This is a genomic window from Chitinophaga nivalis, assembly GCF_025989125.1.
Taxonomy (GTDB): domain Bacteria; phylum Bacteroidota; class Bacteroidia; order Chitinophagales; family Chitinophagaceae; genus Chitinophaga; species Chitinophaga nivalis.
This window is the reverse complement of sequence record NZ_JAPDNR010000001.1, coordinates 6,747,957-6,764,929: the sequence shown is the minus strand read 5'-3', so window position 1 is coordinate 6,764,929 and position 16,973 is coordinate 6,747,957. Positions and strand designations below refer to the sequence as shown.

Annotated in this window: 1 protein-coding gene (only partly in view); it reads left to right on the top strand. The window is 49.5% G+C overall.

All 16,973 nt of this window come from inside a single coding sequence — locus tag OL444_RS24745, non-ribosomal peptide synthase/polyketide synthase, on the top strand. Of the gene's 89,850 coding nucleotides, 49,276 precede the window and 23,601 follow it; the stretch shown corresponds to coding positions 49,277-66,249, spanning codon 16,426 (partial) through codon 22,083 (complete); the first complete codon in view begins at window position 3. Both the start codon and the stop codon lie outside the window.

Below are 16,973 nucleotides of genomic sequence, written 5' to 3'. Positions count from 1 at the left end.
GGTTGGGAGGTGATAGTATTGTCAGCATACAACTGGCCAGTCGTTTAAGACAACGTTTAGGCCTGCAGGTGAGTGTGAAGGATATTTTCAAACATCGCACCATTACCGCGCTTTATCATAACGTACTGGCAAAGGCAGACGCCACGCCTTTATTACTGAAAACCGAACAAGGTGTATTAACCGGGGAGGTGCCCTTACTGCCTATTCAGACCTGGTTCTTTGAACAGGTGGACGCGGGGCTATTCCCTGCTTATCATTATTGGAATCAATCTTTCCTGATCCGGGTACCTGTACTGGATAAAGCGCTGCTACAGGCAGCCGTATTGGAACTGCTCCGCTATCACGATGGGTTACGGTTGCACTACCGGAAAACGGATACCGGTTATGTACAATATTATGGGGAAGTACCCGCGGAAGTGATCGTACCGGTACTGGATATACGTACGGTAGCAGATCTTTCAGCCACTTTAACCAGCTGGCAGGAAAATTTTGATCTCTTTGGTGCACAATTATTGCAGATAGGTTATCTGGAGGGTTATGCAGATGGAAGCGCGCGTATTTATGTAGCGGCGCATCACCTGTTGATCGATACGGTGAGCTGGCGTATACTGAGTGCTGATCTGGAGAAAATCTATCACCAGCTGGCGGCTACAGGAACGTATGATATACCGGCTGAAAAAGGTACCAGCTATCGCCAATGGGTACACGAAGTATATACCAGCCGCGAGGAAGCAGAAACAGGTTACTGGCAGTCAGTCACCCAGGAGGTGGCAGCCAGTAATGCTGCGCTGGCAGCAAGAGCGGTACCCACCATGCAGCAGTCGGTGATAACACTAAGCCGGGAGCAAACAGATTTACTGTTACGCTCCTGTCATCAGGTGTATAATACTGCCATGAATGATATCCTGTTGGCGGCATTGGCATGGGCCTTGTCTGCCCGAACAGGCCGTAACAGTCATCACTTGTTACTGGAGGGGCATGGCCGGGAGGAATTAACCGCCAGTATTGATATTACCCGTACTACTGGTTGGTTCACGACACTCTATCCGGTAATAGTAAGCCGGGAAGCAGAAGAACTATCAACGCTGATCAGCGTGAAAGAAATGTTGCGCGCAGTACCACGGCAAGGCATTGGTTACGGTGCGCTGACAGGCTATACTTCCGACGCATTGCCAACTATCAGCTTTAATTACCTGGGCCAACTGGATCAGCAGGAAACCAGCGCCACAACTGGCTGGTATATCACCGGGGAAGATAGTGGCCAGTCTGTATCAGCTGCCAACGGGGAGCATACCTTGCTGACCGTAACAGGTGCTATCCTGGGAGGTCGCTTGCAACTGGGCTGCTCGGGGTACTGGTCTGCTCTGGATATAGCAGCATTGGCAACAGACTATGAAGCTGCCCTCACCCGATTGATCACTTCCCTGAGTACAGCTACCCGGCATTATTTAACGGTGAGTGATATCGATTTTATCATCTCTCAAAAATATTTAAACCGCCTACAACAGGAACGCGAAGTAAGCGGCATATACCTGGCCAACAGCCTGCAGGAAGGCTTTATCTATCATGCCTTAAACCAGGGCGAAACAGATGATGCCTACCGGGTACAGTTAAAATGGACCTATCAAAACGCGCTGGATGTGGTGTTGCTGGAACAGGCCTGGCAATACGCACAGGAACGATACGGCACCTTGCGCTTACGTTTCAGCTGGGAAGAAGAACTGGTGCAGATCATAGATGAGCATGGTACACCGGATTGGCGCTACTATGATATCAGCCACCTGGAAGCTGCTGCGCAGGATACCTTTATCCTGGAACTGGCGGCTGCCGACCGGCAGGAAGTATTTGACCTGTCCCGCGGCAATCTGTTCCGCATCTATCTGCTTAAACGTACGTCCACCAACTATTACTGCCTGTTCAGTCACCATCATGCTATCCTGGATGGCTGGAGCATGCCGTTGTTACTAAGTGATATACATGATGGCTACCTGCGTTTATGTAAGGGCGAAAAATTGACAGTGTCACGGGAACGCAGCTACGAAAATGCCCAGCAATATTTACAGCAACACCGCACGGAACAGATAGCCTACTGGCAGGAATACATCCGGCAATTGTCTGCAAAAGAAGAATTAAGCAGCCTGATACAAGTGCCACTCCGGCATATACCATTGTCCGGATACCGGCAGGTGGTAATGCCAGCTATCCGGTCGCTGCAAATAACCGGCGAGCGTTACCGGCAAGTGAAAGCGTTGTGTGCTACGTACGGCGTTACACTCAATGCTGTATTACAATATCTCTGGCACAGGCAATTACGGGTATATGGCAACAGCGATACAACGGTAGTAGGGATGACTTTATCGGGTCGTACGTTGCCGGTAGATCATATTGAACAATCCGTAGGCTTATTTATCAATACGCTGCCCGTAATACTGGAACATACTACTGGTAGCGCCATCGCGGCGATACAGACTTTACAGACTGTCATTAATGAAACCAACAGCCGCAGCAATGTGAGTTTGGGTAAACTGCAGCAAGGAGGCGAACGGTTATTTAACAGCCTGTTTATTTTTGAAAATTACCCCGTACCGGCAGGTACTGCGGAGCCAGGCGCCTTGTCGGTTGCGTTCCATGATGGTGTGGAGAAACTGGATTATCCATTGGGGATAATCGCTTATGAACGTGGCGGAGAGGCCATGCTCCATCTCAAATATGCCGGAGAATTGTTTGATGAGCGGATGATGCAACAGTTGCTGGATGGCATGGAAGTATTACTGGATCAGATTTTGGAACACCCGCAGCAGGAGGCTGGTAAATGTCGTTATTTGAATGAGCGGCAGCACCAGGAAATTATTTATCACCGTAATGCTACGGCACAGGCCTATCCGGAACAGGAAACGTTGCATCGGTTGTTTGAAATACAAGCTGCCGGCAAACCAGATCATATCGCCGTTATCAGTGGTGCGGAGCAATTGACTTACCGCGAACTGAATGAACAGGCGAACCAACTGGCCAATTACCTGCTCACAGTGCAGGGCGTTACACCGGAGACGTTGATTGTTTTATGTCTCTCCAGGTCTGCACAGCTGCTGATAGCTATCCTGGGTGTATTAAAAGCCGGATGTGCTTATGTACCGGTAGATCCGGAGTATCCGGCAGAAAGAAAGCAATTCATTATCACAGATACGGATACACGTATTATCCTGACCGAGGCGGTGCATCAAGCCGATTTACAGCGGATAGCCGCCGGCGTTACCACCATTTTAATGGATCACAACGGGGAATGGAATACGGCTCCGATAAGTAATCCGGTGATACCAGCCACTGCTTTGCAACTGGCCTATATTATTTATACCAGTGGTACCACCGGTCAGCCAAAAGGTGTGATGGTGCCACATCGGGGCGTGGTAAACCTGATAATAGATATCACCACCCGTTATGGGCTGGAAGCAGAAGAAGTGATATTGCAATTGGCCAATTATGTATTTGATGCGTCAGTAAAACAAATGTGGCTGGCATTGTTGAACGGGCATCAGCTATTGCTGGTCGCCAACCGGGAATGGGAAGATGAAGCGCAGTTCATCGCATTGCTGCAACAACATCAGGTAACGCATATTCATGGTACACCTTCTTTCCTGGGGCAATTCTCTTTTGCTGAGATTCCTTCCCTGAGACGATTGAATACCGGTGGTGAATTATTGTCTGTAGCCTTGCTGGAGCAATTACAGCAGATTGGTTGCAGGCTGATTAACTCTTACGGCCCTACGGAAGTAAGTATTTCTTCTGTGGTCAATGTGGATGCCACCAACAATGCAATTGGACGGCCGGTAGCCAATACCAGTGTATATGTGCTGGATGAGCAGGGTATACCCGTTCCGCCTGGTGCCATCGGGGAATTATATTTGGGTGGCGCCGGTGTAACCCGTGGTTATTGGCGTCAGCCGGCATTGACCGCTGCACGGTTCCTGCCGAATCCATTCCAGACCACAGCAGAAAAAGCGGTGGATAGCAACAACCGCATTTATAAAACCGGTGATCTGGTGAGATACCTGCCGGATGGCCAGCTGGAATTTATAGGTCGTAATGACTTCCAGGTAAAAATAAGAGGCTATCGTATTGAAACCGGAGAAATAGAAAGCAGGATAACTACCTATGCCGGTGTGAAACAGGCAGTGGTCATAGCGAGAACAATGGCAACCGGAGATAGTAAATATCTCGCGGGCTATTATGTAGCTGATAATCCACTGGATAACGCGGCGTTATTAACCTTTTTACACCAGTACCTGCCGGAATATATGGTACCGGCTGTATTGGTACACCTGGAAAAATTACCACTTACCATCAATGGTAAACTGGACCGGCAGGCGTTGCCGGATCCATTGCTGACAACAGCGGAACAATATATTGCTCCAGGCAATGAAACGGAAGCACAGCTTTGCCGTATCTATAGTGAAGTATTGGGGCTGCCGGTAGATAGGGTGGGTGTACAGGATGATTTCTTCCGGCTGGGCGGCGACAGTATTGTGAGTATACAGCTGGCAGGCCGGATCAGGCAGCGTTTAGGGATTGCCGTGAGTGTGAAGGATATCTTTAAATACCGGACCATCAGTGAACTGTATCATCAGGTGCTGAGAAAACCGGCGCGGGAAGCGGTGACACTGCATACAGAACAGGGCATATTAGCTGGTGTAGCAGCTATGTTGCCGGTACAGGCCCTGTTTTTCCAACAGCTGGATCAGGGCTTATTACCAGTGTACGATCACTGGAATCAGTCTTTCCTGATATGGGTGCCGGCATTGGACAAAAAGATACTGGAAGCCGGTCTCTTAAAATTATTGAGTTACCACGATAGTTTACGGTTGCGCTACCGAAAAGGGGAACAGGGGTATGAACAATATTATAGTGATGAGGTAACCGCAGTACCGGTGCATTACCTGGATGTCAGTACATTGAATGACCCCGCGGAAATCACAGTGGTGCTGACAACCTGGCAACGTGATTTTGACATCTTTGGTAATAAGCTCCTCCAGGCTGGTTACCTGTATGGTTATGCCGATGGTAGTGCACGGATATTTGTAGCAGCGCATCACCTGCTGATAGATACCATCAGCTGGCGTATCATCAGCGCCGATCTGGAAAAGATTTACAGGTATTTAGCTACTACTGCCGGAACGGAGTGGCCGGTTATCCCTGCAAGCCTCATGCTGGGCGAAAAGGGTACCAGCTACCGGCAATGGGTACACGAAGTAAATAACTATGCTGCCGCCGAAGAACGTCACTACTGGGCCCGGGTGACGGCTGGTGTAGCAGACAGTAATGCAGCACTGAGCAGGTATGCCACTCACCAGACAGGTTTTGCTGCTTTGGAACTGGAGACCCATTACACCGCCTTGTTGCTGCGGGAAAGCAACCAGGTATATCATACACAGATCAACGATATCCTGCTGGCTGCACTGAGCAATGCGCTGACGGCCCTCACCGGTCGTAGCAGCCACCATGTTTTACTGGAAGGGCATGGCCGGGAAGAGTTATCCGCACATATAGATATTACCCGTACAACGGGTTGGTTTACTACCATGTATCCGGTGGAAATTATCACCGGAACGGATGCACGGGAAACGATTACAACGGTCAAGGAAATGCTGCGTGGTATTCCTCATCATGGTATTGGTTATGGTGCTTTGATGGGCTATGTTCCAGGCATATTGCCGGTGATCAGTTTCAATTATCTGGGACAGTTTGATGCCAGAGAAGCTGGCGGTGAAACCGGCTGGTATATCTCCGGAGAAAGCAGTGGCTTGTCGGCCGCCGTAGAAAATAAAAGCCACCTGATACTGCGCATCAATGGCTGGGTGATGCATGGCCGGTTACAATTCGAATTGTCCGGCAATTTATCTGCCGGTGACTTGGCTATACTGGCCGATCATTATCAGGCCGCATTGGAACACCTGGTTACACATCTGGCTGGTTATACCCGTCATTATTTAACCCGGAGTGATATCGGAGATATTATCTCGCGGAAATACCTGGATCAGTTGCAGGAAGAAAGAACAGTAGCGGGTATCTTCCTCGCCAATAGTTTGCAGGAAGGATTTATTTATCATGCCCTCAACCAGGGTGAGGTAGATGATGCTTACCGGGTGCAGCTGAAATGGGATTATTTACACGCTATCAATGCAGCGTGTCTGCGACAGGCATGGCAATATACACAGGATAAATACAGTGCACTGCGACTGCGTTTTGGATGGGAAGAAGCCCTGATACAAATTATAGACGAACAAGGCCAGGTGTACTGGCATGATACAGATGTGAGCCATCTGGCGCCAGCACTGCAGGAGGCAGCGATCGATGAGCTGGCGGCGGCAGATAGGATTGAAATGTTTGATTTGTCGGCAGGAAACCTATTCCGCCTGTACCTGGTGAAACGCGCGGAAAATCATTATCATTTTATTTTCAGCCATCATCATGCGATCCTGGATGGCTGGAGTTTGCCATTATTGTTAGGAACAGTACACGAGCTATACGGGCAACTGTGCAAGGGGAATCAGGTAAGGGTGCTGCCAGAAACCGGCTATATGGCGGCGCAGCAATATCTGCAGATACACCGCTCCGATAACCGGACATACTGGGAGGCCTATACGAAACAGCTGGAAACAAACGAAACATTAGGTAACCTGCTGCGGGAAGAACAGCGGCACGTACAGCTATCGGCATACCGCCATATACTGCAGCCGGCCGAACAAGCGATCACCATAGCAGATACCCGTTACCAGCAACTGAAAACCTTATGTGCCACACATGGGATTACCATTAATGCCGTATTACAGTATCTGTGGCATAAACAGCTGAGTATATATGGCAATAGTACCACCACGGTAGTAGGTATGACTTTGTCCGGCCGTACGTTGCCTATTGATGATATTGAACAGTCCGTAGGACTTTATATCAATACGTTACCACTTATTGTAACACATACCGCCGGGAATATATTGACGGCCATACAAACGTTGCAGGCGGATATCAATGAAATCAATACCCGCAGTGATATGAACCTGGGCAGTCTGCAACGGGACGGAGCGCGTTTGTTCAGCAGCCTTTTTGTATATGAAAATTATCCGGTACCGGAAAGCGGCGAAGATAGCCGGGAACTGGTGATGGTTTTCAAGGGAGGGGTAGAAAAACTAGACTATCCGCTGGGTGTAGTGGCCTATGAACGGGCCGGCGCCGTCGTATTCGGATTAAAATATGCGGCAGAATTGTTCGATGAAAATACTATTGCACAGTTGCTGACGGGCGTGGTTACCGTGCTGGATCAGTTACTGCAGCAACCCTTGCTGGAAGTGGCAGCTTTACAATATCTGAATACCACACAGTATGAAACATGGGTGCATCACTATAACGACACCACGCAAAACTATCCGGCGGATAAAACGTTGCATGCGTTATTTGAGGCACAGGTGCGGCATACACCAGATCAGGCGGCAGTGGTGTATGGAGATCAGGTGCTCACTTATCGGGAACTGAATGAACAGGCCAACCAGCTGGCGGCCTACCTGCAGACGCAGTATGCTGTTGTGCCGGAAGACCTGATCGTGCTTTGCCTGAACCGGTCTGCCTGGTTGCCGGTAGCGATACTGGCGGTGTTAAAATCCGGTGCGGCTTATGTGCCGGTAGATCCTTTGTATCCGGAAGAAAGAAAAGCATTTATTATCACCGATACCCGTGCGAAGGTGGTGATGACTGAAACCGTTTATGCGGATGCCATCGCGGCATTAACTACGGTTGCCGTGATTCCTATTGATGAAACGGATCATTATCAACACTATCCGACAACTAACGGAGAGATCACCCCTGATGCGGGTCAGCTGGCTTATGTGATCTACACCAGCGGCACCACCGGCCAACCTAAAGGGGTGATGGTGGAACATCGGGGTGTGGTGAACCTCATCACGGACCTGACTACCAGGTATGGTTTCGGAGAGGACGAAGTAGTGTTGCAGCTGGCCAGTTATGTCTTTGATGCAGCCGTAGAACAATTATGGCTGGCATTATTGAACGGCTACAAATTGTTGCTGGTACCGCACCGGATATGGGAAGATACCGATCATTTCCTGGCGTTGTTATCCGAACATGCGGTCACGTATATCCATAGTACACCGTCATTGCTGGAGCAGTTGTCTTTTGCATCGCTGCCTTCGCTCCGGCGATTGAATGCCGGTGGCGAATACCTGAGTGCAGCCCTGCACCAGCGTCTGCAAGCGGAAGTGCCGTTGCTGATCAACTCCTATGGCCCTACGGAAACCACCATTACAGCCATTGTAAATACCGGAGAGGGACATCATCATATCGGGCGGCCAGTGAATAATATCACGACGTATGTGCTGGACCGTTATTTAACCCCATTACCACCGGGCGCAGTAGGAGAACTATATATTGGCGGGGTAGGTGTCACCAGAGGCTACCTGAACCAGCCTGCTTTAACGGCAGAAAGATTCCTGATGAACCCCTTCCAAACGGAAGCGGAGCAAGCAGCAGGCGTAAATAGTCGTTTATATAAAACCGGCGACCTGGTAAGGTATCTGCCGGATGGTAACCTGGTCTACATTGGTAGAAACGACTTCCAGGTGAAGATCCGTGGTTACCGGATAGAGCTGGGTGAAATAGAAAATTGTTTGGCTGGTTATGCAGGGGTGAAACAAGCGGTGGTAGTCGTGAAAACGGCTGCCGGTGAACATCCGTACCTGGCAGGTTATTATGTGGCAGATACGGTATTGAACCAGGAAGATATTCGCGCGTATATCAGCGCATCTTTGCCGGAATATATGGTGCCGGCGATATTGGTACCACTGGATACATTCCCGTTGACGATCAACGGTAAGCTGGACCGGGCCGCCTTGCCGGATCCGTTGTTTACAACAGGTACTACGCGGGAAGCACCGGCCGATGAAACAAGCAGGCAGCTGAGCGTGATATACGGTCAGGTGTTAGGGCTGCCGGCCACAGAAATTGGGGTAGACGATGATTTCTTCCGGTTGGGCGGTAACAGTATTCTGGCCATCCGGCTGATCAGTCAGGTGAACCAGGTATGTGGCAGCCGGTTGAGTGTACGGCATGCCTTTACCAGTAAGACGATCCGGCAACTGGCTACTTTGCTGCGTACCGGTGTGGAAGACGAAGTGCGTATTACCACCACTGTAGTAAGCCGGCCGGAAGAGCAGGTGTTGTCCTTTGCGCAGGAACGTCTGTGGTTTATCATGGCCTATGAAGGGGGCAATGCTGCCTATAATATTCCTTTGGTACTGAAACTGAAATATAATACAGATACCGACCGTTTACTGGGGGCATTGCGTGCCATTGTACACCGGCATGAAGTATTGCGAAGTCTGATTAAAACAGATGAACAGGGTAGGGGATATCAACAGGTGATAGATGATAACGTACAGCCATTACCGATAGGGTCCCATATAGTATACACAGCGGCGGCATTGGACGAACAGGTACAAGCTGCGACCAATCATGTGTTTGACCTGGAAAATACCTGTCCGGTACAGATACAGTTATACACGCTGCATACTGCCGCCGGAGATACGGAACGTTATATCAGTATTGTATTCCACCATATTGCTTTTGATGGCTGGTCTACGGGTGTTTTCCTGAAAGAATTGTTGCAACAGTATACTGCTGACGTACAACTGCCAGCAACGCCTTTGGCGTTGCCGTTGCAATACAAAGATTTCGCTTTGTGGCAACGGAACTATCTGACTGGCGCCGTATTGGAAAGACAGCTGACTTACTGGCAAGACAAATTAGCTGGTTATACGCCGTTGTATTTACCATTGGATCATCCACGGCCGGCGCAGATCAGTTATGCCGGTGCTGATAAATTATTTGCGCTGAATAAAGCCGTGAGCGAAGACCTGCGCACGGTGGCCAGAGAACTGCAGATAAGTATGTTCAGTCTGTTGCTGAGTGGTTATTACCTGTTGCTGCGCAGTTACAGTCACCAGGATGATATCGTGGTGGGTAGCCCGGTTGCCAACCGGCATCACCGGGAAACGACTGACCTGATTGGTTTCTTCGTGAATACATTGGTATTGCGCGAACAGGTGGATGGCAACCAGCGGCTGACAGATTTTATCCAGGCAGTAGGCGCAGCAGTAGTGGCCGCACAGCTGCACCAGGATTTACCATTTGAAAAACTGGTGGATGCGTTGCAACCGGAGCCGGATACCTCGCGCCATCCGTTGTTCCAGGTCATGTTTACGGTACAGCAACCAGCTACGGGCAGTTCCGGATTACAGGAATGGTTTGAACCTTATCAGGCGGCTGCTAATAGCGTGGCCAAATTTGACCTGACCACCGGCATGGAAGATAGTGGTGAACAGATTAGCGGTGTATTCAATTATGCTACGGCTTTATTTGAACCGGCTACTATTGATGCCTATATACATACTTACCAGCTGATACTGACACAGCTGGCCGGCTTGAAAGATAATCACCGGCAACAGCAGCGTATCAACGATTTGTATTACCTGGATACGACCGCCTATACGGAAGTAATCACTCACTGGAACGACACCACGAAACCCTATAATACCGCTACGACTATCCAGGCATTATTTACTGCCCAGGCATGGCATGTGCCGGATGAAACAGCCGTGGTCTGCGACGGCCAACGATTAACCTACAGAGAACTACAAACGCAATCTGATCAGCTGGCGGCCTACCTGCGGCAGCACTATATGATTGTTCCGGATGACCTGATTGTGCTATGTCTGGATCGCTCCGTGTATATGCTGGTAGCGATATTGGGTATATGGAAAGCAGGAGGTGCTTATGTGCCGGTATCACCGGCTTATCCGGAAGAACGTAAAGCATTTATTATACAGGATACAAACACGAAAGTGGTATTGACGGACGCGGCGAATATGGCGGCGTTGCAGGCATTGGCGCCGGCAGTTGTGCAGGTAGATGATCGTACATTGTATAAAGATTTTGCAGCTCCGCCTGTTATCGTAGAAGCGCACCACCTGGCCTACGTAATTTATACCAGTGGTACCACGGGCAATCCCAAAGGGGTAATGGTACCACATCAGGGCGTTATCAACCTGATTGCAGCCCTGATACCATTGCATCAGCTGGATCAGCACCAGCACATTGGCTGTTATTCCAATTATGTATTCGACGCTTTTGTATACGAAGCATTCCCGGCATTGTGTAATGGTAATACGCTGTATTTATATAGTGAAGATATCCGTACAGCTTTGCCGGAATTGGTGGCGTATATAGCGGCGAACGATATTGCGGTATCGTTTATACCACCGGCATTATTACCCGCATTCCTTAGTTATGATCCTGCGTTGCAGCTGATCTATACCGGTGGGGAACGATTACCGGAGCTGCCGGATTATCATTTCAAAGGCACTTTATTGAATGAATACGGTCCTACAGAAGCAACGGTGTGTGCCACTGTTCATCCGTATCAGCCGGGTGATAGTAGTGCTGTCATCGGCCGGCCGATTGCCAACACTACCTTGTATGTACTGGATGCTTATTTAGTGCCGGTACCGGTAGGCGGTGTTGGGGAATTATATATCGGCGGCGCCGGAGTAACGCGTGGGTATTTGCATTTACCTGCTTTGACAGCGGAACGTTTTATCCGTGATCCTTTTAACGCAGCAGAAGGTCATCATTTGTACCGTACAGGAGACCTGGTGCGGTACTTACCGGATGGGAACCTGGAATATATAGGCCGTAATGATTTCCAATTAAAGATCAGAGGCTACCGGATAGAAGCGGGTGAAATAGAAAGCCGGTTAACGGCTTATCCGGGTATTACGCAAGCAGTAGTAACGGTTCATGACAGTAAATACCTGACTGGGTATTATGTGTCTGCCGTACCAATTGCAGCGCAGGATTTATTGGCCTGCCTGGGAGAATATTTGCCGGATTACATGATACCAGCGGTGTTGCAGCACTTACCAGCGTTGCCGCTCACGGCCAGTGGCAAGGTAGACCGTTCGGCATTGCCCATACCTGTGTTTACGGATGATACGCTATACCAGGCACCTGCCCATGAAATAGAAATTCAGCTATGTGCGATCTATGCAGAAGTATTGGGCTTGCTGGTTACAGCAGTGGGGGTACAGGATGATTTCTTCCGGCTGGGCGGCGATAGTATTGTCAGTATTCAACTGGTGAGCCGCATCCGGCAACGTACCGGCTTACAGGTGAGTGTAAAGGATATTTTCAAACACCGCACCATTGCTGCCTTGTATCAGCAGGTGATTGTAAAAGCAGGTGCGGGTACCCTATTGCTGCAAACAGAACAAGGTATGCTTGCGGGAGAAGTACCGTTATTACCGGTGCAGTCCTGGTTCTTCCAGCAGGTAGATGCGGGATTACTACCCGCGTACCATCACTGGAATCAATCCTTCCTGATCCGGGTACCCGTATTGGATATCGCGTTGCTGAAAGCGGCGGTATTACAATTACTACACTATCACGATGGGCTGAGGTTACGTTACAAGCAAACCACTACCGGTTATGTACAGTATTACGGAGAGATGCCTGCAGATATACATATACCTGTGCTGGATATACGCACCACACCAGACCTGTCTGCGGTATTAACGGACTGGCAGTCAGATTTTGATCTCTTTGGAGACACGTTGTTACGGATCGGTTATCTGGAAGGCTATGCGGATGGTAGTGCACGTATTTACCTCGCGGCGCATCACCTGCTGATCGATACGGTGAGCTGGCGTATTATCAGTACAGACCTGGAACAATTCTACCAACAACAAGCGACACAAAAGATAGGTTCGCTCACGAAAGGTACCAGCTACCGGCAATGGGCACACGAAGTGTTGCGGCTCCAGGCACCAGAAGAAACGGCTTATTGGAAGACCGTAACGGATGGTGTGGCAGCCAGCAATGGGGCACTGCAGGCACGCGCCATCAACGATAAACATCAGGTGGCCTTTGAACTGGATGTACATCACACCGGTTTATTATTGCGTTCCTGTCACCAGGTATACCATACGGAGATCAATGATATTTTACTGACGGCATTGGCATTAGCCTTGTCTGCGCTGACAGGCCGCAGCAGTCATCATATTTTGTTGGAAGGTCATGGGCGGGAAGATTTATCCGCTGCTATCGATATCACCCGCACCACCGGTTGGTTTACCACCATGTACCCGGTGGCAATACACAGTGAAGCTGATCACCTCGCTGCTTTAATCGGAGTGAAAGAAACATTACGTGCCGTTCCGCGCCATGGTATTGGTTATGGGGTGCTGGTAGGCTATGCCGCGGTGGCGTTGCCTGTGCTCAGCTTTAACTATTTAGGCCAGTTCGATCAGCAGGAAACTACAACCAGGGAAGGCTGGACAATAGCGGGGGAAGACAGCGGTATATCAGTAGCCGGTAGTAATAATGATCCTGCCTTGCTCGCGGTGACTGGTGTTGTACTGGGTGGACAATTAAGATTGGGCTGCTCCGGTCACTGGCCGGCGGAAGACCTGGCAGCACTGGTGAAAGCCTATGAAGAAAGCTTACACGTGTTAATTACGGCACTGACTACAGCTACCCGCAGTTATCTAACCGTAAGTGATGTCGGGTTTGTCATCTCCCAAAAATATTTAGACCGCCTGCAAGCGGAACAGGAAATCAGTGGCGTATACCTGGCCAACAGTCTGCAGGAAGGCTTTATCTACCATGCTTTAAACCAGGGCGATGTAGATGATGCCTATCGGGTACAATTGCAATGGGAGTATCAAAACACATTGAAGGTAGCTTGCCTGAAAAAAGCCTGGCAACTGATACAGGAACAATACAGTGTCTTACGGCTGCGATTCAGCTGGGAAGAAGAACTGGTACAGGTCATAGATAAAACCGGTCATACTGATTGGCGCTATTGGGATATCAGCAAGCTGCCATCCTCAGCGCAGGATACCTTTATTACCGAACTGGCAGCCGCCGACCGGCAGGAAGTATTTGACCTGGCGGAGGGCAACCTGTTCCGGGTATACCTGTTGAAACGGGCAGTGAATCACTATTATTGTTTGTTCAGTCACCATCACGCCATCCTGGATGGCTGGAGTATGCCGTTGTTATTAGGGAATATACATGCTGTTTACCTGCGGCTGTGTAAAGGAGAAGCAATAACAATATTACGGGAACGCAGCTACGAAGCCGCGCAACAATATTTACAGCAACATCGTACGGAACACGAAGCCTACTGGGCAGCCTATATGGCGCAGTTAACCACGAAGGAAGATATCAGCGGCTGGCTGCATGCGGATCAGCGCCACCTGAAACTGGCGGAATACCGGCATATCCTGCAGCCGGCAGAACAAGAGATCGCCATCACGGGTGAGCGTTATCATCAACTGAAAACATGGTGTGCACAGTATGGTGTTACCATCAATGCGGTATTGCAATACCTGTGGCATAAACAACTCAGTATTTACAGCAACAGCGATACTACTATTACCGGTATGACTTTATCCGGTCGTACTTTGCCGATAGATCATATTGAACAGTCCGTAGGTTTATACATCAATACACTGCCGGTAGTGATGACCCATACCACTGGTAGTATTGCCGCTGCGGTACAAACTTTACAGGCCCATATCAATGAGGTGAATGTACGCAGTAATATACCACTGCGTAAACTGCAACCAGGCGGTGAACGGTTGTTCAGCAGTTTGTTTGTTTACGAGAATTATCCTATGCCTGCGGGTGAGGGTGATGACGGAGGGTTGTCGTTGATATTCAGAGGAGGCCGGGAAAAACTGGATTATCCGTTGAGTGTAGTTGCTTTTGAACGGGGCGAATTGGTGATGATCCGTTTAAAATATGCGGCTGAATTATTTAGTACACAACTGATCGCACAGCTGCTGGGTGGTATGCATACTTTACTGGATCAGTTACTGGATACACCGGAACGCAGCACCAGCGAATGGCATTATCTCAATGATACACAATATGAGCAGGTAATCAAATCATGGAACAATACCGCTGTCACGTATGCAGCGAATGAAACCATACATGGCCTGTTTGCTGAACAGGCAAGACGTACACCGGACAAAACCGCGATCGTATACAACACCACACAGCTGACTTATAAAGCATTGGATGAACAATCCGATCAACTGGCGGCTTACCTGCACCATCACTATGCGATTGTGCCGGATGAACTGATAGTAGTTTGTCTGGATCGTTCGGTATATATGCTGGTGGCCATATTAGGGGTGTTAAAAGCCGGTGGCGCCTATGTGCCGGTATCTCCGGCTTATCCGGATGAGCGAAAACTATTTATTATACAGGACACAGGCGCCAAAGTAGTAGTAACGGATACGGCGAATGCCGCTGCATTACAAGGACTGTCACCTGCAGTGGTACCGGTAGATGATCCCGCATTGTACAAAGGTTTCACTGCCCCGCCTGCGGTTGTGGAAGCCCATCACCTGGCATATGTGATTTATACCAGTGGTACGACCGGCAATCCCAAAGGAGTGATGGTACCACATCAGGGTGTGGTGAATCTGATTACGGCGCTGATACCGCTGCATCAGCTGGATCAATACCCGCACATCGGTTGTTATTCCAACTACGTATTTGATGCTTTCGTCTATGAAGCATTCCCTGCATTGTGTAATGGTAACAGCTTATATCTTTATAGTGATGATATCCGTACTGCCATCCCGGAGCTGGTGGCTTATATCGCAACGCATGATATAGCCGTATCGTTTATACCACCAGCATTGCTCCCGGTTTTCCTGCAACAGGATCCAACGTTACAGCTGATCTATACAGGCGGGGAACGTTTACCGGATCTGCCGGATTATCGTTTTAAAGGTACATTGCTGAATGAATACGGCCCGACAGAAGCAACGGTATGTGCAACCGTTCACACCTATCAGCCAGGCGATAGCAGCGCCAATATCGGCCGCCCGATTGCCAATACTACTTTGTATGTACTGAACGAGCATTTAGTGCCGGTGCCACCGGGTGCTATCGGTGAATTGTATATCGGCGGCGCCGGTGTGACAAGCGGCTATGTAAACCTACCGGCATTGACAACGGAACGTTTTATCCGGAATCCTTTTGCCGGTGGAGATGCCCAACGTTTATACCGGACAGGAGATCTGGTGAGATACCTGCCGGATGGTGACCTGGAATATGTAGGCCGCAACGATTTTCAGCTGAAGATAAGAGGTTACCGCATCGAAGCCGGTGAAATAGAAAGCCGGCTGGCTGCCTGTCCCGGCGTGACGCAGGCAGTGGTGACCTTATATGACCATAAATACCTGGCTGCCTATTATGTGGCCGCCAATCCGTTACCGCAGGATGATTTACGGAACTATCTGGTAGCATACCTGCCGGATTACATGATACCTGCAGCCTGGATACACTTACCGGCATTGCCGCTTACTGCCAGTGGAAAAGTAGACCGGTCTGCCTTGCCGGTACCGGTGTTTACGGATGAAGGCCACTACCAGGCGCCGGGCAATGCCATGGAAACAGCCTTATGTGCCATCTATGCGGAAGTGCTGGGATTACCGGTGGCGCAGGTAGGGGTACAGGACGACTTTTTCCGGCTGGGTGGCGACAGTATTGTGAGCATTCAGCTGGTGGGACGTTTAAGACAACGTTTAGGCTTGCAGGTGAGTGTGAAGGATATCTTTAAACACCGTACAGTAGCGGCACTGTATCATCACGTAACGATAACATCCGGCAATGCTGCCGCCTTACTGCAAACGGAACAGGGCATACTCAGTGGCGAAACGGCCTTATTGCCCATTCAGTCCTGGTTCTTCCATCAGGTGGATAAAGGCCTGTTCCCGGATTATCATCACTGGAATCAATCTTTCCTGATACAGGTACCAGTGTTGGATATAACACTGCTGGAAGCGGCCGTATTACAGTTACTCCATTATCACGATGGGTTACGGCTACGTTACCAC